This window comes from Idiomarina loihiensis (assembly GCF_024584785.1).
GTDB lineage: Bacteria > Pseudomonadota > Gammaproteobacteria > Enterobacterales > Alteromonadaceae > Pseudidiomarina > Pseudidiomarina fusca.
The window spans coordinates 332,553-357,816 of the sequence record NZ_CP074112.1; the positions used below are offsets into that span (position 1 = coordinate 332,553).

At 47.5% G+C, this 25,264-nt stretch carries 30 protein-coding genes; 21 read left to right on the forward strand and 9 right to left on the reverse strand.

Annotation, left to right across the window (positions count from 1 at the left end):
• Positions 1-26 precede the first annotated feature (26 nt).
• A complete protein-coding gene (locus KGF88_RS01465) occupies positions 27-809 on the forward strand; it encodes a TatD family hydrolase (protein ID WP_153826341.1) in 783 nt (260 codons plus the stop codon).
• A 6-nt stretch (positions 810-815) separates the two neighbouring features.
• Here KGF88_RS01465 and KGF88_RS01470 read toward each other — a convergent pair whose 3' ends face one another.
• Entirely contained in the window at positions 816-1,391 is a 576-nt protein-coding gene (locus KGF88_RS01470) for an AhpA/YtjB family protein (RefSeq protein ID WP_153826342.1), read from the reverse strand.
• Between the two features lie 92 nt (positions 1,392-1,483).
• On the opposite strand from KGF88_RS01470, the gene serB reads away from it, so the two are divergent.
• From serB to KGF88_RS01495, 5 genes are read left to right on the forward strand one after another with little or no spacing between them, the layout of a single operon-like run.
• Positions 1,484-2,128, forward strand: a complete 645-nt coding sequence (serB, locus tag KGF88_RS01475) for a phosphoserine phosphatase SerB (RefSeq protein ID WP_153826343.1) — start codon at positions 1,484-1,486, stop codon at positions 2,126-2,128.
• A 47-nt stretch (positions 2,129-2,175) separates the two neighbouring features.
• Positions 2,176-3,537, forward strand: a complete 1,362-nt coding sequence (gene radA / locus KGF88_RS01480; RefSeq protein WP_153826344.1) for a DNA repair protein RadA — start codon at positions 2,176-2,178, stop codon at positions 3,535-3,537.
• Positions 3,534-4,277, forward strand: a complete 744-nt coding sequence (locus KGF88_RS01485; protein WP_153826345.1) for an ABC transporter substrate-binding protein — start codon at positions 3,534-3,536, stop codon at positions 4,275-4,277. The genes radA and KGF88_RS01485 overlap by 4 nt, the downstream gene beginning before the upstream one ends.
• Positions 4,274-5,236, forward strand: coding sequence for a FecCD family ABC transporter permease (locus tag KGF88_RS01490; protein ID WP_153826346.1), 963 nt, complete (start codon positions 4,274-4,276; stop codon positions 5,234-5,236). Before KGF88_RS01485 ends, KGF88_RS01490 begins: the two co-directional genes overlap by 4 nt.
• 31 nt (positions 5,237-5,267) lie before the next feature.
• Positions 5,268-6,014, forward strand: coding sequence for an ABC transporter ATP-binding protein (locus KGF88_RS01495; RefSeq protein WP_153826347.1), 747 nt, complete (start codon positions 5,268-5,270; stop codon positions 6,012-6,014).
• On the opposite strand, the gene KGF88_RS01500 is transcribed toward KGF88_RS01495, so the two are convergent.
• On the reverse strand, positions 6,011-7,315 hold the full coding sequence (locus tag KGF88_RS01500; protein ID WP_153826348.1) for a S41 family peptidase: 1,305 nt from the start codon (positions 7,313-7,315) through the stop codon (positions 6,011-6,013). The two genes, KGF88_RS01495 and KGF88_RS01500, sit on opposite strands and share 4 nt — an antisense overlap.
• 138 nt (positions 7,316-7,453) lie before the next feature.
• Here KGF88_RS01500 and nagZ point away from each other — a divergent pair, with 138 nt between their 5' ends.
• Positions 7,454-8,476, forward strand: coding sequence for a beta-N-acetylhexosaminidase (gene nagZ, locus KGF88_RS01505; RefSeq protein WP_153826349.1), 1,023 nt, complete (start codon positions 7,454-7,456; stop codon positions 8,474-8,476).
• 91 nt (positions 8,477-8,567) lie between these two features.
• Here nagZ and queC read toward each other — a convergent pair whose 3' ends face one another.
• Positions 8,568-9,224 carry a 7-cyano-7-deazaguanine synthase QueC gene (gene queC, locus KGF88_RS01510; protein ID WP_153826350.1) on the reverse strand — a complete coding sequence of 219 codons (657 nt, stop codon included), beginning with the start codon at positions 9,222-9,224 and terminating at the stop codon, positions 8,568-8,570.
• A gap of 126 nt (positions 9,225-9,350) precedes the next feature.
• On the opposite strand from queC, the gene queE reads away from it, so the two are divergent.
• The 14 genes from queE to KGF88_RS01580 all read left to right on the forward strand — a co-directional run bounded on the left by queE (position 9,351) and on the right by KGF88_RS01580 (position 19,348).
• Positions 9,351-10,040: a 7-carboxy-7-deazaguanine synthase QueE gene (gene queE, locus KGF88_RS01515; RefSeq protein ID WP_153826351.1), complete on the forward strand. Its 690-nt coding sequence runs from the start codon at positions 9,351-9,353 to the stop codon at positions 10,038-10,040.
• Positions 10,041-10,150: 110 nt separating this feature from the next.
• Positions 10,151-10,456, forward strand: coding sequence for a Flp family type IVb pilin (locus KGF88_RS01520; RefSeq protein ID WP_110076576.1), 306 nt, complete (start codon positions 10,151-10,153; stop codon positions 10,454-10,456).
• The gene (locus tag KGF88_RS01525) at positions 10,456-11,679 is read left to right on the forward strand and encodes a hypothetical protein (RefSeq protein ID WP_153826352.1); all 1,224 of its coding nucleotides are present in this window, start codon (positions 10,456-10,458) and stop codon (positions 11,677-11,679) included. Before KGF88_RS01520 ends, KGF88_RS01525 begins: the two co-directional genes overlap by 1 nt.
• On the forward strand, positions 11,654-12,298 hold the full coding sequence (locus KGF88_RS01530; RefSeq protein ID WP_153826353.1) for a hypothetical protein: 645 nt from the start codon (positions 11,654-11,656) through the stop codon (positions 12,296-12,298). The genes KGF88_RS01525 and KGF88_RS01530 overlap by 26 nt, the downstream gene beginning before the upstream one ends.
• Positions 12,292-12,846 (forward strand): hypothetical protein, encoded by a 555-nt coding sequence (locus tag KGF88_RS01535; RefSeq protein WP_153826354.1) that lies wholly within the window; start codon positions 12,292-12,294, stop codon positions 12,844-12,846. Before KGF88_RS01530 ends, KGF88_RS01535 begins: the two co-directional genes overlap by 7 nt.
• Positions 12,839-13,033 carry a hypothetical protein gene (locus tag KGF88_RS01540; protein WP_153826355.1) on the forward strand — a complete coding sequence of 65 codons (195 nt, stop codon included), beginning with the start codon at positions 12,839-12,841 and terminating at the stop codon, positions 13,031-13,033. Before KGF88_RS01535 ends, KGF88_RS01540 begins: the two co-directional genes overlap by 8 nt.
• 2 nt (positions 13,034-13,035) lie before the next feature.
• On the forward strand, positions 13,036-13,806 hold the full coding sequence (gene cpaB / locus KGF88_RS01545; protein ID WP_110076581.1) for a Flp pilus assembly protein CpaB: 771 nt from the start codon (positions 13,036-13,038) through the stop codon (positions 13,804-13,806).
• Entirely contained in the window at positions 13,790-14,989 is a 1,200-nt protein-coding gene (locus tag KGF88_RS01550) for a type II and III secretion system protein family protein (RefSeq protein ID WP_153826356.1), read from the forward strand. Before cpaB ends, KGF88_RS01550 begins: the two co-directional genes overlap by 17 nt.
• Complete coding sequence (locus tag KGF88_RS01555) at positions 14,973-16,169, forward strand: CpaF family protein (RefSeq protein WP_153826357.1); 1,197 nt, start codon at positions 14,973-14,975, stop codon at positions 16,167-16,169. The genes KGF88_RS01550 and KGF88_RS01555 overlap by 17 nt, the downstream gene beginning before the upstream one ends.
• Positions 16,154-17,014, forward strand: coding sequence for a type II secretion system F family protein (locus KGF88_RS01560; RefSeq protein ID WP_153826358.1), 861 nt, complete (start codon positions 16,154-16,156; stop codon positions 17,012-17,014). The genes KGF88_RS01555 and KGF88_RS01560 overlap by 16 nt, the downstream gene beginning before the upstream one ends.
• Positions 16,998-17,789: a type II secretion system F family protein gene (locus tag KGF88_RS01565; protein WP_110076585.1), complete on the forward strand. Its 792-nt coding sequence runs from the start codon at positions 16,998-17,000 to the stop codon at positions 17,787-17,789. Before KGF88_RS01560 ends, KGF88_RS01565 begins: the two co-directional genes overlap by 17 nt.
• A 63-nt stretch (positions 17,790-17,852) precedes the next feature.
• Positions 17,853-18,158, forward strand: coding sequence for a DUF192 domain-containing protein (locus KGF88_RS01570; RefSeq protein ID WP_162014563.1), 306 nt, complete (start codon positions 17,853-17,855; stop codon positions 18,156-18,158).
• Complete coding sequence (locus KGF88_RS01575; RefSeq protein WP_110076587.1) at positions 18,151-18,651, forward strand: hypothetical protein; 501 nt, start codon at positions 18,151-18,153, stop codon at positions 18,649-18,651. Before KGF88_RS01570 ends, KGF88_RS01575 begins: the two co-directional genes overlap by 8 nt.
• A gap of 7 nt (positions 18,652-18,658) precedes the next feature.
• A complete protein-coding gene (locus KGF88_RS01580) occupies positions 18,659-19,348 on the forward strand; it encodes a hypothetical protein (RefSeq protein ID WP_153826360.1) in 690 nt (229 codons plus the stop codon).
• On the opposite strand, the gene KGF88_RS01585 is transcribed toward KGF88_RS01580, so the two are convergent.
• Genes KGF88_RS01585 through KGF88_RS01610 form a run of 6 tightly spaced genes read right to left on the reverse strand, consistent with a single transcriptional unit; the run spans position 19,345 to position 25,120 of the window.
• Complete coding sequence (locus KGF88_RS01585; RefSeq protein WP_110076589.1) at positions 19,345-19,707, reverse strand: Na+/H+ antiporter subunit G; 363 nt, start codon at positions 19,705-19,707, stop codon at positions 19,345-19,347. The genes KGF88_RS01580 and KGF88_RS01585 overlap by 4 nt on opposite strands.
• Before the next feature lie 11 nt (positions 19,708-19,718).
• Positions 19,719-19,988, reverse strand: a complete 270-nt coding sequence (locus KGF88_RS01590) for a K+/H+ antiporter subunit F (RefSeq protein ID WP_110076590.1) — start codon at positions 19,986-19,988, stop codon at positions 19,719-19,721.
• Positions 19,982-20,473: a Na+/H+ antiporter subunit E gene (locus tag KGF88_RS01595; RefSeq protein ID WP_153826361.1), complete on the reverse strand. Its 492-nt coding sequence runs from the start codon at positions 20,471-20,473 to the stop codon at positions 19,982-19,984. Before KGF88_RS01595 ends, KGF88_RS01590 begins: the two co-directional genes overlap by 7 nt.
• Positions 20,463-21,986, reverse strand: a complete 1,524-nt coding sequence (locus tag KGF88_RS01600; RefSeq protein ID WP_110076592.1) for a monovalent cation/H+ antiporter subunit D — start codon at positions 21,984-21,986, stop codon at positions 20,463-20,465. Before KGF88_RS01600 ends, KGF88_RS01595 begins: the two co-directional genes overlap by 11 nt.
• Entirely contained in the window at positions 21,986-22,330 is a 345-nt protein-coding gene (locus KGF88_RS01605) for a Na+/H+ antiporter subunit C (protein WP_110076593.1), read from the reverse strand. The genes KGF88_RS01600 and KGF88_RS01605 overlap by 1 nt, the downstream gene beginning before the upstream one ends.
• Complete coding sequence (locus KGF88_RS01610; RefSeq protein WP_153826362.1) at positions 22,331-25,120, reverse strand: monovalent cation/H+ antiporter subunit A; 2,790 nt, start codon at positions 25,118-25,120, stop codon at positions 22,331-22,333.
• Positions 25,121-25,264: the final 144 nt, after the last annotated feature.

Here is a 25,264-nt window from a genome sequence, read left to right on the forward strand (position 1 = left end):
GTGAGTAAGCACCGTAAGGAGTCGAGATGGCCAAGCTTAGATTTTGTGACAGCCATTGCCATCTCGATTTCGCTGAGTTTGCGGCCGATCGAAAGGAGGTCGTAGCACGTGCCTCAGCCGCCGGAGTAGAGGCAATCATAGTGCCAGGGGTGGCACGCCAAGCAGCGGCTGATGTGTGGTTACAGCAATGCCAAGGTGTCACCATTTATCGGGGCGTTGGGCTACATCCTTATTTTATTGCTCAACATCAATTAGCCGATCTAGCTTGGGTTGAGCAACAACTGCAACAACATCCAGCATGGGTGATCGGTGAAGTTGGCTTAGATAAAACTTGCGCTAATTATCCCGAGCAACAACAACTCTTTATCGGACAGCTAGAACTAGCTGCTCAGTATCAGCGCCCCCTGTTAATTCATCATCGTCAAAGCCAAGCGGACTTGCTTCAACTCATCAAACCGTTAGCTTCTCAATTACCAGCGCAACCCGGTATTCTGCATGCTTTTAGTGGTAGTCTTCAGCAAGCCGAACAGTGGCTGGCGCTAGGCTTTAAACTAGGGGTCGGTGGGGTGATAAGTTATCCCCGAGCACAGAAAACCAGAGCGACTGTGGCTGCCTTACCGTTAGATAGTTTGGTGTTAGAAACAGATGCGCCTAGCATGCCGTTACAAGGGTTTCAGGGCCAACGTAACGAGCCAGCGCAGATTGCACGGGTTTTAACCGAGCTACAGGGGTTGCGTACTGAGTCTGTGGCAGAGCTAGCTGCGGCTACGTGGGATAACAGCATGGCTATCGTTGCTAATTTAGGTTAAGCAACGCTATGGGGTTGCCGGTGTGGTAACGGTGCGGCGCCAACGATTGAAGGTGGTTGCTAACAAAACTCCAGCTAGAATGGCAAAGGCCAGTAAAAACTGACCATAAAAGCTTAAATATGAGTGGGTATTTAACGGTTGCTCTAATAATAACGCTTCATCGATAACCAGAGTTAGATAGCCATAAATAGTGTCACCATCTGAGATCTCTTCAACCAAGATGAAAGCTTGTTGCAAGGCATCACTATCAGCTTGAAAATGAGATTGAGTAAGCTCTTCGCCATATCTGTTTTGAACACTAGCAGCCGCGATAAAAGGTTGTTGCTGTAATTGGTTCACTAGTGCGTCAAGATGCTCAGGTTGGTCGTTAGCTAGCCACTGCTGCGCAGAAAAAGCCGCTTGGCGTGCTGTCGTTTGCATTAATTGGTGGCTGTGGCTTTGAAACTCTTGCAGGCTGGTGGTGTGCATGGTGCCCCAGAACTGCTCAATGAGAATGACTAATAGCACAGCTAGCCCCAATCGGCGCAAGCGGCGATAGACAAGTTGGAAACTGCTGATAACATGGCTAGGTAACTTTGACATGGTGCAAATATACGTTGTCTCACTGATTTGGTGCAAGCAAAGTTGATGCTTTTCTTGTACTCCAGCAGCTAACTGAAAAGGACAAGATGTTCATGATTGATTTGCATAAACCCGGATTAGTGTTGTTTGACATGGACTCAACGCTAATTACCATCGAATGCATCGACGAGATCGCTGAACTAGCAGGTTATCGACATCAGGTAGAGCAGATCACCGCTGCGGCAATGCGTGGTGAGTTAGATTTTGCCGCCAGTTTAAGACAACGAATGCAGTTATTAAAAGGAGTTGCACAAGCTGATTTTCAGCAATTATTTGAGCCGATTCCTTGGAGCCAAGGAGCCGTTGAGTTACTCACTTGGTTTCGGCAACTCGGCTGGAAAACCGCAGTAGTATCTGGCGGTTTTACCTGGTTTGCTGAGCAATTACAGCAGCAGGCGCCGTTAGATATCGTGATTGCTAATCAATTAATTTGGGATGGTGATAGACTGACCGGTGACGTTGCAGAGCCCATTATAGATGCGCAAGCGAAAGCCGCCGCAGTCACGCAGTTGGCACAGCAGTTTGGTATCGCTATGGAGCAAACCATCGCGGTAGGAGACGGCTCTAACGACAGTCTTATGTTGCAGCAAGCGGCCCTTGGCATAGCCTATTGTGCTAAGCCGGCATTGCAAGCCGTCGCTGATGTGGTCATTAACGAGCCCAATCTTAGCGCGATAAAAGCTCACTTAACGCAGTAGAGCACAAGCAACTTATAAGCTTATTAAAGAATAACCCAAGGATAGTTATGGCAAAGGCAAAAACGGCATATGTTTGTAATGATTGTGGTGCCGATTATGTACGTTGGCTAGGTCAATGTACTGAATGCAAAGCGTGGAATACCATCACCGAAGTACGTATAGGGACGGCTAAAACGGCCGCGGTTGAGCGTCGCGGTTACGCTGGTGCAACGCTCGCTAAAGTACAGACATTGAACGAAGTCGATCTTGAAGAGCTGCCGCGCTTTAGTAGCACCTTTAAAGAATTCGATCGGGTTCTTGGTGGTGGCATTGTGCCAGGCTCGGCCATTTTGATTGGGGGGTCGCCAGGTGCAGGTAAGAGTACATTGTTACTGCAAACCATGTGTCAATTGGCAGAGGTGATGCCAACCTTGTATGTAACTGGAGAAGAATCGTTACAACAGGTCGCGTTGCGCGCCCAGCGTTTAAATCTACCCACCGATAAACTGCGCATGTTAGCGGAAACATCCGTTGAAACCATTTGTGATTTAGCCGACAAAGAACAACCCCGAGTGATGGTCATTGACTCTATTCAGGTGATGCACTTGGCTGACATTCAGTCTGCTCCTGGGAGTGTATCCCAAGTACGTGAGTGTGCCGCCTATCTTACTCGCTATGCCAAGCTCAAAGGGGTAGCCATATTGATGGTCGGGCATGTGACTAAAGATGGTTCTTTAGCTGGTCCCAAAGTATTAGAACACTGTATTGATTGCTCTATTTTGCTAGAAGGTAGCGCAGATTCTCGCTTTCGTACCTTGCGTGGACATAAAAATCGCTTTGGCCCAGCCAATGAATTAGGGGTATTTGCCATGACCGGGCAAGGCCTGAAAGAAGTGACTAATCCGTCTGCGATATTTTTGCAGCGCGCTGAAGAGCATGGCAGTGGTTCAGCTGTGATGGTGATTTGGGAGGGTACTCGTCCGCTATTGGTGGAACTGCAAGCGCTAGTTGATGCAACTCAGTTGGCAAACCCACGCCGCGTCGCAGTGGGCATGGAAACTACTCGTTTAGCCATGTTGTTGGCCGTATTACACCGTCACGGTGGTTTACACATGTCCGATCAAGATGTGTTCGTCAACGTGGTTGGTGGTGTTCGAGTCACCGAGACAGGTGCTGATTTGGCGCTACTATTAGCGATTGTATCTAGTTTTCGTGAGCAGCCGCTGCCGCGTGATGTGATTATTTTTGGTGAGGTGGGTCTATCGGGCGAAATCAGACCCGTGCAAAATGGCTTGGCGCGTTTGAATGAAGCTGCCAAACATGGTTTTACCAAGGCTATTGTTCCTTATGGTAACCGTCCTAAAGAGGCGATTGCTGGGATGCAGGTCACCGCGGTGAAAACCTTGCAAGAGGCATTGGATACCTTGTGATTGCACGACTCACGTTAGTCAGTATCGTCATCGGTTGGCTTAGCTTAACCACGGTGCAGGCTAAGCCAGTAACTGTGGTTTCGCTTAACCCATGTTTTGATACTTGGTTACCGCAGTGGTTACCAAATGACTGGGAAATAATTCCAACCACGGCACATGGCAATCGATTGGAACAGGTTCTACTGGCACAGCCAGACTATGTGGTTTATGGCACTTTTACTCATGCTCGCTTAGTTAACCAGTTAGCTAGGCATACGCAGATGGTGTTGGTGGAACAGCCGCAAACGTGGGCGCAGTGGCAGCGAACCGTAGCAGAAGCAGCAACAGTGATGGCTATTGCAGAGCGGGGTCAAGCCTGGTTAGAGCAGCAGCAAGACCAACTTAGCCAACTTCCCAACATGGAACAATCGGTACTCGTGTTGATGCCCAATCAGTACGCTTGGGGGGGCGCTAGTTGGTTGGCGCAACTTTTTGCTAAACAACAGATCCGATGGATAAGCCTGCATCAAGACCTGGTGTTATATCAGCTTAATCTCGAACAATTACTAAAATTAAATCCAGAGCTTATTGTACTCGAAGGCTTTGCTAAGCCTTACGCTCGGGCAAATGATTGGTTGTGGCATAGTGCTCTAACCCCTTGGTTGCAGCAACGGCAGGTTCGTAGCATTCCTACCGCGGTGTCTGGATGCCCTGCAACGCGGGCAGTTGATTATTTGCAAGCCGTCGTAGGTGAGCCATGAGGGTAAAACTATGGTTAGTGCTATGCCTTGCCAGCTTACTCATTGGCTTAGGCTATTTAGGCAGTGGTGTTGATGGTTGGCGGTTACTCCCAGAAAACGCACTAGAGTCAGCTATTTTATTTGAGATAAGACTCCCGCGCCTAGTGCTTGCTGGATTAAACGGCATGGCGTTAGGGATGGCTGGCGCAGTGCTGCAATTACAATTAAAAAACCCATTAGCAGAACCGGGTATAACAGGTATCGCTGGTGGAGCAGGTTTAGCTACTGTGGTGGCACTTTATTGGGGTGGATTAACACCGATAGCTTGGAGTTTGCCCTTAGTGGGAATGTTAGGTGGCGCTCTTAGCTTAATATTGTTGTGGCTGTTAAGTCGTGGCCAAATGTTTGGCTTGCGGCTGATTTTGGCAGGCGTAGCTCTAGCTTCGTTAACGGGTGCACTTATGGCTGTGGTGCTTAATTTGGCGCCAAATCCGTTTGCGTTTCAAGAATGGGCTTTGTGGTTGATGGGGTCAGTAGCAAATCGCGGTTGGTCGCATGTGTGGTTGATGGCGCCGAGTTTAGTCCTTGCGTTGTTGTTATTGCTAAGTCAGCGGCGCTTTCTCAGCGCCCAAATTTTTGATGATGCCACCATCGCAACTTTGGGTTTTCAGTTAGGCTGGAACCGTTTTTTAATTTTCGCTGCGGTTACTTTACTGGTATCGGCATCGGTGGTTACCGCTGGTATTATTGGCTTTGTTGGTTTGTTAGCCCCCCATGCAGCTCGTTTGCTAGGGCAACATCAACCACTACCCATGATCTTGCTGAGTGCTTTGTTAGGGGCGTGGTTGTTGATGCTAATGGACTGGCTAGTGCGGCTTATACCTACGCCAGTTGAGTTACAGCTGGGCGTGGTAGTGTCGTTAATTGGAGCTCCATGGCTACTGATATTATTGTACCGACAACATTCAGCAAAGTACTAAAATACATCTTGATAAGGTTGGCTAAAGTAGCATGCTAGAAGTCTCAGGTTTAAGTTTAGAAAGCAGGGTCACTAACGTTAATCTGCGCTTATCGGCAGGGCAAATGGTGGGGGTGATTGGTGCTAATGGCGCCGGTAAATCAACCTTACTGAAATTACTGGCTGGTTTGCTCACGCCAAGTTCTGGTGGGAGTGTATGGCAGCAATTAGACTTGCATCACATCAATCCTAGCCAGCGGCGTCAGCAACTTGCCTACATTGCTCAGCAAACCCTTGTTAATGAAGCTGTGACAGTTGCCTATGCTCTGCAAGTGAGCCAAGTTAATCTGGCCCAAACCAAGTCTCAGTTACGTCATTACCGACAGCAAACGAGTGCAGAGTTTGGTTTAACCGAGCTGTTACAACGCCCAGTAACTGATTTATCTGGCGGCGAACTGAAGCGAGTTCAATTGGCCTGTGGTCTGATTGGGCAGCAGCCTTTAATTCTAGCTGATGAACCCATTGCTAGCTTAGATCTAAGGCATCAACTAGAAACCCTCATGCTACTTAAGCAGCGCGCGGACAATGGTGCTTTGGTGTTAGTGGCACTTCATGATCTGGCGTTAGCGGCGCGCTTTTGTCAACAATTGGTGTTGCTGCATCAGGGCCAGCTGTTGGCGGTTGGTGAGCCAGCTGAGGTGTTGTCGAAGTCACTATTGCAACAGGCTTATCAGGTTGAAGTTGAGTGGGTTTGCCATCAACACGGGGTAGCCATGCTACCCCGACTGTTAACTGATTAATGTTCGGCCGCCCACTGGTCGATAATACGCCAAGGTTTGGTAGGGGATAAAGTGGTGCTGGCGGTACTCGAGCTGGTTGGGTTGGTGGCACAGGTACCGGTTTCAATATGTTGATTAACCGCCCGTAGCATTGGGTCGTTGGCATGCCCCCAATCGCCGGTGAGGCTATCCGGTGCGCTACAATCTGCGGCGATACCATTAAAGTAACGACCTTCGCCGAGCGCATTCACAATCTCAAAATTGACCACGAAGGTTCGCTTATCACAAATCCGTTGCGGTATTTGGCCAACGGGTTTGCCGCAGGTTCTGGCTCCTATCACCACCACCTCGACAAACGGCTCCAAGGCATTGATGATCAGCTCTGAAGAAGAACAGCTTTGCGCCGTAGTTAGTACATACACACGTTCTAAATCAAGCTGTTGAACGCCATCATACATTTGAAAGAGTTCGGTAAAATTTTGCTCACTATTGTCTGCGTTAAATAGGTAATCGCCAAACACTTCACCAAGGACGTTGTTGCCGGCAGCCTGCGTGGCGGCCTGATTAGCATATCTGGTTAAGCCTCCGCCGTTATAGCGAACGTCTATGACGAGTTCATCAACCCCTTGTAACTCATTGTATGCTTGATTTAGATCGTCACCAGTGCGGTTGATAAAGGTATTAAGCACATAGTAGCCCACCGTTTTGTCGCCGACGCTGTAACTGCTGGTAGCTAAGACGGTGTTCGTTTCTACCTCGGTTTTAGTCAGCACATCGGTATAGGTATCACCAGCGACAGTACGCCACGTTAGGGTTGCAGCTACCCCATCGTCATCATCACCGAGCGCTTCTTGATAGCGTCCTTGGGCAAGTAATAACTGCACTGACTCACCATTAATGTGAGTGATTTCGTCGGAACGTTTGATTCCAGCCAGAGCCGCCGGCGAATCTTGATAGACATAATTGACAAATACCCGAGCGGTGGTGGTAACTCGTGTAGCAAAGCCAAAACCAATGTAGGCGGCGTTCACGTAGCGGTCTTGATATTGCTGTTCAGTGGTAATGAATGAGTAACGATCCTCGCTGACGGTAATGGCATCTAAGAGTTCGTAAATATCAGCGTAGTTATCAGGATCGATAGAATCAGCGAGCTCGGCATTCCAAAAATACTGCTCGTACATGTAATCGAGAAATTGTTGCTTCTCATCACTAACCGAACACTGCCCAACAATCGCAGTGGCGTCATCGTTGTTGCTATCACTGCCGCCACAGCCGCTGAGACTAAGAGTGGTGATAGCTGCCAATACCCAAAATCGTGTCATGTTGTGATCCTAACCTTGCTTGTTCTAGCTATTATGGTGGTTGTTTCAACAATTATCATCGCCACAGTTGTTTGCCTAGTGACGCCTGCTATGAAATTTGGCACACTGCTGGCTGTTCATCAAGTAAGAGATGTATATATGACCGCAGTAATGATTGATTTGGCCGGCCCAGAGCTCAGCGCAGAAGAGCGTGATATCTTGGGACATCCCGCTGTTGGCGGGGTTATCTATTTTACGCGAAACTTTGTAGAACAAGATCAACTACAAGAGTTAATCAGACAAACTCGTGCAGCGGCTCGTAATCCACTGATTCTAGCGGTTGATCATGAAGGTGGTCGAGTACAAAGGTTTCGCCAAGGTTTTTCTGCGATTCCACCGATGGCGGATATTTTGCGCAGTAACTCAAGTCAAGTTCAGGCCTTAGCTCATGCTCAAGAACTGGCTTGGCTAATGGCCTCCGAAGTACTAGCGATGGACATAGATATCAGTTTTGCTCCGGTATTAGATGTTAACGGAATAAGTCAGGTGATTGGTGATCGGGCTTTTGCAGCCCATGCGGATGCCATCGTTCCTATCGCCAGAGCCTTCATTAAAGGCATGCATCAAGCAGGCATGAAGGCTACCGGTAAGCACTTTCCTGGCCACGGTTCAGTATTGGCCGACTCGCATATTGATATTCCAGTTGATGAGCGTAGTTGGGAAGAAATAAAAGCAACCGATCTACCGCCATTCATTGAATTAGCCAATTGTTTAGATGCAATAATGCCAGCTCATGTTATTTACCCTGCAGTAGATGATAAACCCGCTGGGTTCTCCCAATATTGGTTACAGGATATTCTGCGGGCACAACTGCAGTTTAGTGGGGTGATCTTCAGCGATGATTTAGCCATGGCTGGCGCCACTGTTGCTGGGACTATGGCCGAACGAGCCCATGCTGCTCTAGATGCTGGTTGCGACATGGTGTTAGCCTGTAATGATCGAGCTGGTGCTATTAGCGTAATCGAGGCGGTAGAGCCGCTGTTGGAGCAACGCTCAAGACAAGCGACTCGTTGTTACGAATTGCTTGCCAAAGCTGCGGCGATGCCAATGAAAACTCTGCAAAATCACCCACGCTGGCATGCTGCTCAAAAAATTCTAGCCCATTATCGCAACGACCAATAGTTAAGCAGCAACCAAGCCGTAAAGGTAGAATGTTGGCAAGTGAACAAGCGTTATCCGAGCGGCGCTGTTAACTTGCCAAGTAGCAAGCAAGTTACTCGTAGGGGAGTGGATCTACCTGATGATTGGCGGCAAAAGCTTCGAGACGTTCAACACAAGCACCGCACTTACCACAAGCTTTATCGCGACCGTTGTAGCAAGTCCAAGTCTGGCTGTAATCTAAGCTCATACTAATACCATCGGCTAAAATAGCGGCTTTGTCTTGATGTAAATAAGGAACCTCGATACGAATTGGTTCATAGTTAGCAATCAAACTAACCTCATTCATTTTTTCTACGAACTCAGGACGACAATCAGGGTAAATAAAATGATCACCCGAATGAGCGCCGTAATAAACAGCTTCGGCTTCTAATGAGACAGCGTAACCAATCGCTAGCGATAGCAAAATCATATTGCGATTAGGCACCACGGTTGATTTCATACTTTGTGCTTCGTAGTGTCCTTCAGGAATAGCGATATCCGAGGTGAGTGAGCTGCCTGCCAAGAGTTGATTGATTGCGGTAATATCAACAACCTTATGATTAACATTTAATTGTTGGCAGACCTGGGCTGCTACTTCAAGTTCTTTGACGTGACGCTGACCGTAATTGAAGGATAAGGCATACACCTCATGACCATGCGCTAGCGCATGATGTAATACCGTGAACGAATCCATCCCGCCAGAATAGATCACCACAACTTTTGCCATCAATAGATCCCTTTTTGGTTGGTTTGCGATACAATTTATCGCTGCGGTTGGTTAACTAGATAGACCCCGTAGCCACTCTTTAGTAAAGAGTAATGGTCGTTTTGCGTAGGGCCTATTGTAGCGTAATTTTTGGAGAATCCCATTAACAACATCTATCCGATCAACGAGATCTTTCAAACCATTCAAGGTGAAGGTGTGTTCACCGGGGTACCGGCTATCTTTATTCGCCTACAAGGCTGTCCGGTTGGTTGTCCTTGGTGTGATACCCAACATACCTGGTACCAGCATCAAGAGCGGCAAGTCGCCCTGTCTGAGGTTGTAGAAAAAGCAGCTCCGAGCGATACCTGGGCGGGTGTTACGGCGGCTTCCATCGTGGCTGAATTGCAGCAGCGCGGCTATCAAGCTAAGCATGTGGTGATTACCGGCGGTGAACCTGCTATGTATGATCTACGTGAATTAGCGGCCGCACTTGAACACAATGGGTATCAACTTCAGATAGAAACAAGTGGTACTTTTGCTATTCAAACCTCTGCTGATACCTGGGTTACCGTGTCACCTAAATTAAATATGCCGGGCGGCTATTTAGTTCGCCCCGACTGTATGCAAAGAGCGAACGAGATCAAATATCCGGTTGCTATGCAAAAGCATATTGATGAGTTTGATAAACTCCTACAAGTTTGTCCACCGGCTGCTACTGCTGTCATCGCATTACAGCCAATCAGCCAGCGCCCGCGCGCCACTCAGTTGGCAATGCAAGTTTGTATTGAACGCAATTGGCGTTTATCAGTGCAAATGCACAAGTATCTTAATATTGAGTAAGCCTTAACCGCTACGAACTCTCGTTCCTGCAAACCTGCTTTTATACTCAGCATTCTTTTCACATGTAAGCGTGCATTACCAAGTCGTAATGTCACGCTCAGGAGAATGCTATGTACCATGTTATCTGTTCTAGAAAACCTGTTCGCCAGTTCAATAAACGTTTAGTCCGTGGTCAGGGCATGACCGAGTACATCATTATCGTGGCACTTATTGCGGTTGCTGCTATTGGTGTGTACTCGCTGTTAGGTGAAACTGTTCGTAGCCAAGTTGCGGGTATTGCCGCCGAGGTTTCTGGACAAAGTTCTAACGATGCTATTAATCATGCTCGTAGCAAGGCTCGCGAATCGAAAACCCTAGCACAAACCAAAGTAACACTAGGGTCTTATGATGAAACGACAGGTACTGGGGCTAACTAATGTTAGCTTCTCGTGCTCGTCAACAAGGCCATGTTAGCGTGTTCATCATCCCGGTCCTAGCGGCAATATTATTATTGCTGCTAGGAGCTATTTCACAATCGGTGAAGTTGCAGCAACGATGGCATGTGCAAACGGCTGCTGACAACATGGCCATGAGTGCAGCTGTTCTTATGGCGCGTGAAATGAATTTGCAAGCCTTGATTAATCGGGCTCGTATCTCAAATCAACTATTGGCCGCACAGCTACTAGGGTTTCGTAGTTGGTTCGCAATGACTTCTAAAGTTGTCAATAAGATAGCCACGGTATTGAGATTTGTTCCTGCTCTAACACAACCGATGCATGCACTGATTCGAGTCATTAGGCAAGTTGATCAAGCTGTTGAACAGATGGTCAAACTTGGATTAATAGCACAACAATCGCTCGACAACGTCTATACGCTAACGCAAGTCGCGATTCGTGCCAGTTTTGGTCTGCTTATCCCAAGTACTTTAACTAAGATTGCCCAGCATCATGGGTTAAGTGAACAGGCCTGGCAATTACTAGGCGGAAGTGGACTCACTGATTTTCATCCAGCTTGGGCTATTTATTTACGTCCTACATCATCCAATTCGGATGATGGCAGATTAGAACAAATCATGCGAGCTAGTACCGATCCCTTCACTGAGTTTCGCTCCTACCTTTGGGCTGATATACCACTGATTAAAGTCCCTAAAAAAGGAGGGGCTGAGTTGCGAGTTGATAGCCGCGGTAAGTGGCATTGGCAGGCTTTAGACACAGTAACTTTAGAGGTTAAAGGAGTAGCAAACTACTCGTTGGGATGGGGGGCTGCCACCAAAGGCAATCGTATTACTCACATCGGTAAAGAAGATTTCGGACATAGCGGCGGCAAGGGTGCCAAGCGGCGAGGAGATGTGCATAAGAAGGCCCTTAGGACACAGCGAAAACTAGGTAACTCTGTGGGGCCGCTTCGTTATATTGACCGTAGAGATTTTGCTCCGTCGGAATGGCCAGCAGTAATAGTTAGGTTTGCTGGTGCAGTTGCTAAAGCGGGAGTCAGTTTTTCTCGGCCCAGCTCGTTGTTCCCGAGAGAAGACCGTATTCAAGAGCAAGCCAATCTGTTCAATCCTCTATGGCAAGCTGAATTACAATCCTTGACGCCACAAAACAAACTTATATTGAGCCAGGTGAATCATGTTGATGCGCAGAGCAATAGCCAAAACTAATCCCAAGGCTCTTAGGTTGTTGCAATGTCCTAGGCAGTTGGCTGGGCAAGCCTTATTTGAAAGTATGGGGTTGCTGCTGGTTGCGGCAATCATTCTTGGCAGTAGTTTGCCGCTTATCCATAGCGCCTTAAAGGATAAGCATGAAAGTGCCATGTACAGCCGTAATCAACTTTGGCAACACCAACCACAAGAGGTTGTTAATACCACGCGCAACTACCCCTTTGCAGAACGCTTGGGGAGTACTGTTGGCGTTCTGAAACAGTTAACGGCGCTTGAACTTGAGGTAAATAATCTGCGTTACTTTGATGATAGTGCGACTTCTTCGAACTTGACCTCGGCCAGCATGGATGCTGGTAATAATTCGCCCAGAACATTACCCATGGCCCTTCTAAGTGATGGTTGGAGTGTCAAAGCTACGGATGGTTTAGTTTCTGAACCACGGCGTCTAACTTTGGGGCATTATCTTGATGAGCTAGGCTTTACTACAGTTCTTAATTGGTCCGCCAAATTTCTATTGATCATGAAAGAGTTCAAATCAGACTCGCTTAAATTAGGTCATGTTGAGCCTGATGCGACTCCGTACGAGTTGGCTTGCAAGGAGAGTAGAAGAGGATGTTAACACTTACCTTACTTGCAACTGCATTTCCATTGGCACAATGGTTGCCTGAAGTCCTGACTAAAACTGCGGCCATGACGATTTGGGTGCTGCACGCACCACTGACTATTAATGCACTCGAGCAACAGATGGGCTGTGTTGATAGTGAAACCTTGGTGCAATCGGTATATACCATGCGTACTTGTCGATCTGGGCAGCAATATTTCACGATTTTTACTGACATCGCTAAACCTGATGAATTGTACTTAATGTTGGCTGAGCAGAAGGTTCAGCCATCGCCTTTGCCGCAATCGCTGTCAGGGCTTGCGAAAGTTGCTGATGCAGATATCGAGGACAATGGTCAGCGCGTGGTAAGCATCCAAGTGAATCGTTCGCGCGAACAATTAGTACGATATTTTCAGCTGCGTATGGCTCACCGAGAACCAACCGTAGAGGTGATGAACGATCACTATCTGTTGCTGAGTTTGAAGCATCCGCAAGAGCAAATAGTTCTAGCCAAAGAGGGTACAGACACCCTCGTTGTTAGCATGTCTGAAAATCACCATGATTAGTCTGCAACGCGGTCAGGCTATGGTCGAGAGCCTGTTATTGGCCATGGCACTGTTGTTAATTTTGATAGTTCCAGTAACTGAACAAGGGCAGACTCTACTTGATTTTTTGGGGCATATTGTGGCTAGCACCGCGGCTCTATTTGAATGGATTTGGGATGATTTTTTATTGCAACCGGGAGTGTCGTAAAAATGGCAAAAATCGCGCTTGGCTGGCGTGCCAAGTTAGCCGTTATGGCAATCGTAAGTGTGCTCTTAGCCTTAGCTAGTTACCAATTGGTAGAGCGCTATATTGCGGAGCAAAATCAGGTGGTTCAACAACAAGAACAGGAAGATCTGGTAGAGATTCTAGTGAGTTCTATCGACCTAGAAATTGGCTCAACCTTAGATCCTATGTCCATGGTTATTCGCAGCTATCCATCGGCCTATGTGCAGGAAGATTGGTTGCGCCCCAAAGATGCTGGATTAATTGCAGGGCTTACGACCACCAAATTTATTGAGCGTGGAGAGCCGTTAACTCCTTATGCTATCGCTCCAGATTATTCGGGCTATTTTTCGGATACTTTGGCTGCCGGGTATTATGCGATAACTGTGGGAATTTCGCCGGAACAATTGCACAGCGGGCTGTTAACTATTGGCGATAAAGTCACACTCATGAGTGTCCTTGGTGACACCGATAAGATGACGGAAGTGTTGTTACCAAAAATTGAGGTCATTGCGTTAGATAACATCAGTGAGCCGCACTTAATGATGAGCGAAGCCGGGCAGTACATGCCAAGCACAGTCACTTTTGCGATGACACAAGCACAGGCATTGCAGTTTGAACAGATGCGCGCCGGGAGTTTTGAAGTTTGGTTAGAGCATCCACAATTTGAGTATCAGCAACTAAGTAAAAAGATTGTTCCACAAGTTTTTTCATTTTCATCAAACGGCCAAGGAAGGCAGCATGAGTTTTCGTTTTAGTGTGTTTGGATTGCTCCTCTTACTAGCGTTGCCTAGCTTTGCTAACACCAGCAAAATTGAGCTACAGCCTGGTGCTATGGAAGTGCTCAAGTTGGCACAAGCCACGGATGTCATCATTGGTAATGAAGCTGTTGCCAAAGTCCGCTTAATTGGTACTACACAACTGGTGATTAATGCACAAGCTGAGGGGAGCACGGAGATTATTGTGGTCGCGGCAAACGGCAGTCATCAGCGCTATCAAATTGAAGTGAAAGCAGCACCATCACCTCGCATTGTTACGGATATCGCCTGGTTGTTGCAGCGCTTTCCTCAATTGCAATTTACTGAGCAAGCAGGGGTAGGGTTTCTGACTGGCCAACTTGATAGCGATGCTGAGGCGACCGTGACTGAATTCGCTAAACAGTATCCCAATTTAGTTAATCGGGTGAGTTACCTTCCTGAAGCCTCACTACCTATGGTCGAACTCCATGTGCGTATAGCCGAAGTAAAACGCCAGTATGCTCGTCATTTAGGAGTGCGTTGGCCGCAGCAATTAGCTGGACCCACGCTATCAAGTACGGCGGCAAGAATTATCTCTATGCCGGTTGAAATGGCTTCAAGTATCGACCTGCTGGAACGTGATGGACACGCCAAAATTCTAGCCGAACCCAAGTTAGTCGCCCGTAGCGGTGGTGAAGCAGAAGTACTTGTAGGTGGTGAGTTTCCGATACCGCAGGTCCTTGCCGATGGGCAGCAAGATGTGCAATTTCGTGAATATGGTGTGAGCCTGAAAATGGCACCTCTGGTGATGCCAAACGGCGACATTGAGACTGCCGTTCATGCTGAAATTAGCACCATCGACTCTGCCACTATGGTTAATGGTGTGCCCGGTATTCTAACCCGCAAAGTTACCTCGCAAGTGGTTGGTGAACCGGGGGCGCCGATCGTGCTATCGGGCTTAATTAATCACGAACAATCGCAGCAAGCTGATCAGTTTCCATGGTTGCATGAGGTTCCGATTCTTGGTGGGTTATTTTCGTCACAGCAGTTTCGTAACGCCGAAACCGAACTGGTGGTGATAGTTACTGCTCACATGCGTGGTGATTTACAACAACAAGAGCGGCGGATAGAGCAGTCAGCACAGTGGATTCGAGATTTTCAACAACAAGCAGGATGCATAGGACTTCATGATGGATACTATTAATGAAAAAGGCTTAGCGGATTACTTAAAAACTGCCTTGCAACGCAGTTCTATTGAGATAGAGCGGATGCCCTTTGAGCAGCTCAAAGAGCATGCACTGCATGTTTTGGAAGATCATTTGAGTATTTATTCGCGGCAGCAGCAACAACAATGGCGCTCTGCCTTACCAAGTATAGTCGATAGCTGTGTTGGCTTTGGCCCTATTTCTAAGTTGTTGGCGGATAGTAGTATTTCAGAAGTAATGGTTAATGATTATCAGACTATTTTTGTTGAACGTGGAGGGGTGCTAGAAGAGGTGGAGCACAAATTTAATTCGGAGGAAGAATTATTACGCGTAATTGATCGTATTGTGCTCCCATTGGGGCGCCGCATTGATAGTGCTCAGCCGATGGTTGATGCACGTTTACCTGATGGCTCTCGAGTCAATGCGGTGTTAGGGCCGTTAGCCATCCATGGAAGTTGTTTAACCATCCGTAAGTTTTTGGCCAAGCAATTGAGTTTAGCTGAGCTGGCGCAATCAGGATCTATCTCAGAGGCGGCAAAGGACTACCTCAAGGCAGCGGTAATAGCGCGCAAAAATATGCTTATTTCTGGTGGTACAGGTACTGGTAAAACGACCTTACTTAACTCCTTATCTATGAATATTGATGCAGGCCAACGCATTGTAACCATTGAAGATGCGGCAGAGCTTAAGCTAGCTCATCGAAATTTAATTGCGTTAGAGGCGCGTCCCGCAAATGCGGAGGGTAAAGGCCAGATAAGTATTCGTGATCTGTTAGTGAACGCGCTTCGCATGCGTCCAGATAGAATCATTATTGGTGAGTGTCGTGGAGCCGAAGCGATAGATATGCTGCAAGCGATGAACACGGGACACGAGGGATCGCTTACTACTTTGCACGCTAACAACCCGCGGGAGGCGTTGCAACGCCTTGAAGTGATGGTGCTGATGGCTGGCTTTGATATGCCTATGCAAGCGGTACGTCAACAAGTGGCATCGGCCATTGACGTGATTGTACAGATTGTACGTTCGAGCACCGGGCAACGGTTTGTTAGTGCTATTTGTGAAATTTCAGGGATGGATACTAACACTATTCAGCTAACCAAGGTCTTTGAGCGTAGCCAAGATCAGTTGCAAGCCACTGGGATTCCGTCTGAATGGTATAGCCCATGTCAGACCCTCTAGTACTTGTTAGTGTCTTAGGACTCACGCTCTTTTGCCTGGTTGTCACCTTAGCTATGGTGGTCCCTCATTATGTGAACAAATGGGGGGCACAGATAAATCAGACCACTGAGCAATCGCTGGCGGACTTTCTGATCTTTATGCCTGTTGCTCAGCTTTGGATGCGTATTCTTATGGCAAGTGTAGTGCTGTTTATGGTGGTCGCCTTAGCTGTTTCAGTGCAAGCGGCATTGATAAGTGTGGTGGTGCTTATTCTAGGGTTGCCTGCGTTGAAGAATTATTTGCTGACCAAACGCCGCAAAATTATTGATAAGCAATTACCTGATTTTATTTTACTCATTGCCAATGGCAGTGCGGCGGGTCTGAGCTTTATGGCAGCAATTGAGGCTAGTGTACTGCAGTTGCCGATCCCCCTGCGCTACGAGGTGCAATTATTGGTCCGCCGTAGTCGCACGGGTGACAGTTTGGCTGATTCATTAAATGATTTTTATCGACGTGTACCAACCGATTCTATGATGCAGTGGGTAACCACAGTACAGCTAGGATTAAAACACGGCGCCCAGCAAGTTGCGGTGATGCAGCGTTTGGCGACATCGCTACAACAACAGGCGTATGCACGTGAGCGGTTGCTGAGCCTATCAGCACAAGCGCGGTTGCAAGGTAAGGTGATGTTGTTCTTACCTATTGGATTGTTCTTTATTTTACGCAAAGTTGAGCCAGGTAATACGGCCTTGCTAACTGAAACTGGTACCGGCCAGGCCATGCTCATTGGCTGCGCTATTTTGATGTTCATCGGCAATATGATCGTCAAAAAGATCATGGGGAATCGACGTGTCGTTCGAGCTTGAACTATGGTTAGGATTAATTCTGTTAGGCGCTATTGCTGGGGCCTTAGTGGTAGGTTTAGCCTATCTGGCGCTGAGCAGTCCGCTGCTATTGCGTTGGACTCATTTACTCTTGCTGAGGTTACCGCAGTGGGCAGTTAAGTACATAGGCAAACAGGTACGATTAAGCGTACAAAGTGTCACTGCCGAGCAATGGTTGCTACTTAGATTACTCGCTGTCGTTGGGGTTTGTGTTGGCTGTACCCTACCTATTCCCACCTATGTCAAAGTAGGATTAGTACTGTTGTGTGTGTTCGCGCAGATCTATCAGTTACAACAACGCCGAGAGTATCTCCAGCAAGTCATTGAGCACTGGCCGAGTGCACTAGAAATCACCTCCATGTTGCTTCACTCGGGGCTATCTTTAAGTGCTTCGCTACATGCCTTACATGATATTCCAGGTAGCTCAGCCAGTCTCAAAGAGTTAGCAAGGATTAATCGTCAACAGCAAGCGGGGATGGGGTTAACTGATGCTTTAGATGAACTCTATGAGCGGGTGCCACACCGTTTGGTAGAATTATTTGCCAATGCTATTAAGCAGGCCAAAATTACTGGTTCTTCGTTAGCCGATACCCTGCAGAAACAAGCACAACAATGTCGTGAGCAAGAGTTATTAGCTGCCGAAAAGCGAGCCCAAGAGGTGAGTGTTAAGTTGTTGTTCCCACTTCTGACCTGCTTTTTTCCAGTTACTTTTTTGCTCATCTTAGGCCCCGTTTTTATTGGTTTTTCATTGGAGTGAAAACACATGCAACAAGGACGTTTCTATATACAACAGCGCTGCCTCTGGCGCGATGTGCGAGTTATGAAATATTTTCCCCAGCGGTTAGTGGGGATGCTCTATCTACGCGCCACCAGCCACCAGCGAGCATTTTGGTTTCCGCGCTGCAGATCTATCCATACCTGGGGCATGCGCTTCGCCATTGACATTATTGGACTAGACAGTCAGCTGCGCATCGTAGCGGTTCATCGAAATGTGCAGCCCGCGCGAGTGCTGCGTATCGCTGGGGCCGATTCGATTATTGAGTGTGGAGCCGGCAGTCCTTGGCCATTTGAGCACTGGTTGGGGCAATCACTTACGTTTGAACAGAAGGAACTCTGCTATGAATAGGATTTCAATGCTGGTGCTGGCGCTGTTACTTATGGGGTGCCAAACCACACAAAGCCGAGAATTGGAGTTGCAATTAGAGCCGGCTCTTTATGCCGCACAAACAGCCTATCGTCAGGGCGACCTGCATTTTGCTGAGGGGCTGTGGCGTCAAGTCCTTGATGCCTATCCGGAACAAGGCCAAGTATGGTGTGATATTGGTCATGTTAACTACCGCGTACATCGTTATGATGCTGCTTATGAGGCGTATCAATTTTGTTTAGCAAACAATCCCCAGCAGCCAGATATTTGGAAGAACTTAGCTGCTATCAGATTACGGCAGGCAACCGAGCTGCTGCTAGCAGGACATGCGTATTTGGGCATGCCGACCTCTTTTGGTGCTCGCAATAACCAAGCTCAGCGCTATGAATACGAGATGTTAATGCAACAGCTTTTAGCCTTGCACCGAGTAGAGTCCCCCATAGCTGAGCAGCACGATGAAAAACCATCATATTAGGGGGCTGATGTTACCTGTTATCGCCGTTCTTATGGTGCTAGCAGGTAGCGCTTATGTGTTAAAGCAACCACCGCCGCAATCATCACTAGCGCAAGTGCGTTATTGGCATGGCCAGTGGTGGCATTGGCAAGAAGCGGTTTGGGCCTATTATAACGAGCACGTGTTTTGGCCTGAAGGTCTGGATGATGTTGCGCTACATTATGGTTTGCCGATGCCAGCGCAAACGATTCAGGGCTTTCGTCAAGGTGATAGCTTTGTCGTGCGGCTGGTGGGGCTAAGTGCATCGCAGTTAGATGCATTATCGGCAGGATTAGGCGATACAGCAGAATTTATTCATGAGGATGCGATTCAAGTGACACTTATTCCACCGCAACAAGTCAGTTTCGCCGGGCAGAAGCTTTTACGTCATGGTGAGTATTTGCAGACCATTGATGTGGATATTGATATGCAGGGACATCACCTGCGCAATGTGAGTGAGATCAGGTCGCAGCAACTTGACGTGCTAACCAAGGTGAGTGGTCAGTCACTTACAACCGATACTCTTAGGGGAACTCAACTGGAAGTATTAGGGCAGCTTCATCTTGATTTTTTATACTTGGAGGATGGACGCGATTTTGCCACCGCTTATGCAACCATCAACGCTCAGTACGAGCGGCTCGCAGCTTGTTTGCAAAGTGCGAGCGGCTGTATTGATTAATCTCGGTCTGAATACTGTTCTGGGCGATCACGGTAGTCACGCGTACGACTCACTCGCTTCAGCTCTAAGTGCAAGCCAGCTTTTGCGAGTAGGTGAGCACTGATAGGTGCCGTTAAAAATAAAAATATGGCAATTAAAAGCTCATGTAGTGATAGCCCTTGTTGGCTGGCGCTGAAATAGACGATTGAACCCAAAATAACACCACCGACGCCCAGTGTGGTGTTTTTTGTTGGAGCATGTAATCGTGCCATAAAATCGGGCAAGCGAACTAATCCAACAGAACCAATGAGGCCAAAGATAGCGCCGATAAGAATTAAAGCTGAAGCTAGCCATTCAGCCCATGCTGGAAGCGTTTCCATTGTCTACCTCGTTATTCAATAATGTCGCCACGCAGCAGGAACTTCGCTGCCGCTACCGTACCAATAAAGCCCAACATGGCAATCAGCAGGGCTGCTTCAAAATAAGCCGTGGTGTGATGCCAAATCCCTAACAAAATCAAAAGCGCCAGAGAATTAATGTAGATGGTATCTAAGGCTAGAATGCGGTCGGCTAGATCTGGGCCGTGAAATAATCTCCACACGTTTAGCAATAATGCTAAACAAAAGAGCGCAAAAGCTATTTGAACAGCAATAGTTAGCATTTGAAAATCTCCTTGAGGCGCATTTCGTAGCGAGTTTTTATTTGCTGAATCATAGCTTCGTGATCAGCTACGTTGAGCGCATGAATGAGCAAGGCCCGTCCATCACGACGAATCTCGGCGGTGATGGTGCCAGGGGTCAAGCTAATGGTACTGGCGAGTACGGTAATAGGGACCTCGCCAGTTATCTCAAGTGGGTATTCAAAAAGCGCCGGCTGTATCCGTCGGCGTGGCAGCAAGATGATTGCGGCGATATTAAAATTAGAAAGAATAATGTCCACTAACAGCACTAGAAAATACTCAACGGCTTTCAGCGGCCGATGAATTTTAGTGGCAAAGTCTCGCCCTCGGTGGGTATAAAGCGGAATCAAGAGCGCAAGTACCGCACCTAAAACCACTAATCCTGATGAGATGGAGTTCTGTAATAGTAACCAAAAGACCAATAGAAATAGGGATAGTCTAGGGGCCGGAAAGATTTTATTTAACATCGCTAACTCCCGTTCCTAGTACTGCATTTTTATATGCACTGGGATGAACTAAATCGTTCGCTATAGCTTGGGTATAACTGCTAACCGGGTTGGCAAAAATCGTTAACCCAACAATAGTGGCTAGCAACAGCGTTATTGCAGTTAATTGCCCGGTCGGGTGGCGAACCTCACCAGGTTTGCCATCCAAAGTATGCCAAAACATTCTGCTACCCGCGCGTGAAAGTGCAATCATCATCAAGAAGGTACTGCCAAGTACTAACGGCCACAATAGCGCAACTTGGGCACCTGTGCGTGCGGCTTCAAGAATAAATAGCTTACCAATAAAACCTGAGAATGGCGGCATTCCTATAACGGCTATAGCCGCAATAAAGAACATCATCCCGAGCGTACCGTGCTGCGCCATCTTGCGCCCTTTCACAATACGGGAAGCGGTTTTTCCGCGCTGCTCCGCCACCACATCCGTGAGTAAAAAGAGTGCGCCAGTGATGAGGGTCGAATGCAGCATATAGAACATGACTGCGCTAATGGCTCGTTCACTGTTCATGCTGAATGTGGTGAGCATGGTACCGATAGAGATTACTACCAGATAAGCAATCACGGCACGTAGGTCGCGACTACCTAAAACTCCAATGGCACCTATGCCCAGCGTGGCTAAACCTAGCCACCAGAGCCAATCATAGCCGAGTAGGCTAGCAGCACCCGCATCGACGCCAAAGATTAGGGTAAAGACTCGGATAATTGAGTACACGCCCACTTTGGTCATAATCGCAAACAGAGCTGCAACTGCACCCGTTGTGGTGGCATAGGCTTGGGGTAGCCAAAAATAGAGCGGTAACAGAGCCGCTTTCAAGCCAAACACAACCAGTAATAACATGCCTCCAGCTCGGGCAATAGTGGCGTCATCACCAGTCAGAAGCGCAACTTTATTAGCCATATCAGCCATGTTTAGGGTACCGGTAATACCATACAGAACCCCAAGGCTAATCAGGAAAACTGCTGACCCGGCTAAATTCAACAACACATAATGTAAGGTTGCACGAAGCTTCAACTTGCCGCCACCATGCATTAATAAGGCATAACTAGAGATCAGCAGAACTTCAAAAAATACGAACAAGTTAAATAAGTCGCCCGTCAAGAATGCCCCAATGATTCCTAGTAATTGAAATTGAAACAACGCTTGAAAGTGCGAGCCTAGGTTATCTTCGCCATAGCAGGAGTAGATCAATACCGGTAACGCCAATAAATTCGTCAGTAAGATCATTAATGCTGATAATTTGTCAGCCACTAAGACAATGCCAAACGGTGCCTGCCAATTGCCTAGAGCATAGACCAGCGGCCCTTGGTCAACTGCAATTAGCAGTTGAATTGACAGTAATACGGCTAGCATCGAGGCTAGAATACCGATGGCGCGCCGATAACGCTGAGGTTGGGCTCCCCATGGCAATAATTGCAGTAACGCCGCCAGCATGGGCAGTATGATTGGCAAAATAACTAAATGAGCAGAAACAAGCATTAGCGATTGCCCTCCCCATCGTTGGGGCTAGTGTCATTTACTTCATCAGAACCCCATTCACCACGAACCCTTACCGCCAAAATAATGGAGTAGGCGGTCATTGCAAAACCTATCACTATGGCGGTTAACACCAAAGCTTGTGGAAGCGGGTCTGTGTATTGATCCGCTGCACCGATAATAGGAATTTGGTTTATCACTAAGCGTCCAGTCGAAAATAGAAATAAGTTAACCGCATAGGACAGCATGGTGATACCTATTACGATCGGAAAAGAGCGGCCACGTAAGATTAAATAGACGCTGCAAGCCGTGAGCATGCCTACGGTAATTGCATACAGTGCTTCCATTTAGTTACCCTCCTGACGTGGTCTGTGTCTGGTTGTCATTTGTCCGAAATTAGCAAGAATCATCAAGGTCGCACCGATAACAGTTAGGTAGACGCCGAGATCGAAAAGAATGGCCGTGGCGATTTCAAACTTGCCGACAACCGGCCAATCTAAGTAGGTAAACCACGAGGTGAGGAAGTTAGCACCGAAGAACCAACTGCCAATGCCGGTGAATAGGGCAATCATCACCCCAACTGAGGCTAAGGTTTGGTAATTATAATCAAATCGATGTTTTACCCAGTCCACACCATTCGCCATGTACTGCAAAATCATCGCTGCAGAAGTAATCAAACCCGCGATAAAGCCACCACCAGGTAAGTTATGACCGCGCAGGAAAATATAAGCAGATACCATCAGAGCTAAGGGTAATAAGGCTTGTGCGACTGTCTGCACTAATAAGGGATGTTTGACCCGATGCCATGGACGCCCATCAATGTCACTCGATGGCATAAAGGGCCGCAGGTTATTGAGTAGCTTGTGAATGCCAGCAGCTGCTATGGCTAACACGGTAATTTCACCGAGGGTATCAAAACCCCGGAAGTCGACCAGAATGACATTCACCACGTTAGTACCGCCGCCACCGGGTTTGGCATTAACTAAGAAGAAGTCTGAAATGGACGAGAGAGGTCGTGTCAGTAGCGCGTAATTAAGCGTACCGACAATCCCACCAATAAAGCCAGCTAATAAAACATCCCGCGCTACACGACGCCCGCTAGATGCTTTAGGCGTTTTTTGAGGCATGAAGAAGAGGGCTAAAATCATCAAAATGATACTAACCACTTCTACTACCAGTTGGGTCATAGCTAAATCAGGAGCTGAAAAGTGAATAAATACCAAGGACACCATCAAGCCTACCACCGATAACATCATCAGCGAGGTCAAGCGCATATGATGAAAGGCTGCGGTACCAATCGCTGTAAGGATGATAATGATTGCCCCCACTAAGCTTACGGAGTCAATCGGTAATTGTGCTCGGGTACCAGTTAATGCATCTATCTTAGCTAATTCTGGGATAACGAAAAGAATACAGAGTAATAGCAGTGCGGCCATGTACCTTTGCAGCGACCCAGTTTCAATTCGTTGTATCAGGCGATCCGAAAACGCAGTAACGCTACTGACGATATAGGCAAAGGTTTCTTTGGCATCGCGATGATCAAATTGTCGGTTAAAACTAAAGAGTTCAGCCCGTTGAATGTAGATTGCGGCTCCACCTACCAGTGCTAGCACACTCATGAGTAACGGTATGTTAAAACCGTGCCACAGAGCTATTTTTATGGTGAGTGGGCTCGGTGCGAGTAAATCTACTGCGGGCTGTAAAAAGTTGGGAACAAATAACATGGGTAGCAACCCAACCAACACACACAAGGCTGCTAAAATAATAACCGGTACCCGCATCATTAACGGCGGCTCGTGTGGAGTAACGGTGAGTTTTACTGGCTCACCATCAAAAAAGACGTCATGTACAAACCGAATCGAATAGGCGACTGATAACATCGCACCCAGGGTAACTAACACGGGTACAAACCAGGACAATGCGCCAAACAATTGCTGCTCATAGCTCTCCATAAACATGAGTTCTTTCGATAAAAACCCGTTAAACAGCGGTACCCCAGCCATTGCCGCGGAAGTGATTATCGCCAATACCATGGTCACCGGCATAAACTTTCTTAAGCCGCTTAGTTTACGCATGTCACGAGTGCCAGTTTCATGGTCAATGATGCCAGCAATCATAAACAGGCCGGCTTTAAAGGTGGCATGATTTAAAATATGGAATAAAGCAGCAAAAATCGCTCCGCTGGTGCCTAGTCCCAATAGCATCGTAATTAAACCGAGATGGCTGATCGTAGAAAAAGCTAGTAGCCCTTTTAAGTCCGACTTGAAGAGGGCGAAGTAGGCTCCGAACAACATAGTAGCAAGACCTGTTAAGGTGACTATGGTGAACCATTCGTGAGTACCACCAAGCACGGGGAACAAACGGGCTAGTAAAAAGATACCTGCTTTGACCATAGTTGCTGAGTGTAAGTAGGCACTCACGGGTGTTGGCGCTGCCATTGCATGCGGCAACCAAAACTGGAACGGAAACTGTGCTGATTTAGTAAAGGCCCCCAGCAAAACCAAAAGCAGCGCCGGAAGATACAAGCTATGAGCACGAATTTGATCAGCAGCGGCAATCACTTGATCGAGTTCGTAACTACCGGCAATATTGCCGATTAGTAAAATCCCGGCGAGTAACGCGAGGCCACCGCCGCCAGTAATAGCTAAGGCCATGCGTGCACCACGTCGGGCAGTGCTTTGATGCGACCAAAAGCCAATCAATAAAAACGATGAAATGCTAGTTAGTTCCCAAAATAACCAAAGTAGGATCAGGTTATTGGCTGTCACAATGCCAAGCATCGAGCCCATAAATAGCATCAGGCTGGCAAAGAATTTGGCGCTGTCATCTTTAGCGCTGAGGTAGTAATGGGCATAAATGATGATTAATAGCCCGATACCAAGGATTAGTGTCGCAAACAGTAACGAGAGGCCATCTAAACGTAAGGAAAAGTCTAAACCAATGTTTGGTAACCAGTTTAGAAAGAATGAGGGTACAGCTCCGTTCAAGGTCTGCATGGCTAATGTAGCTAGCAATACTAATGCCACAAGGGTGACTGAAGCGCTGGCTACGCTTATGCTAGCGCGCCCACGCTGGCGCAAGATTAGGGGAATCGATGCCCCAATAAACGGCAGTAAAACAATAGCTGCTAAAGTCATAAGTACCTTATCCAAGTGACTGAATTTTATCTGTCGTATTGCGTTATTGAGATTGAATTTACCACTAGAGTAGTAGGCTTGCCAACAGCTAAACTATCGGCGATGCCGCACTTTCGGCTGTTTAATGAGTGCTTTGAACTCATA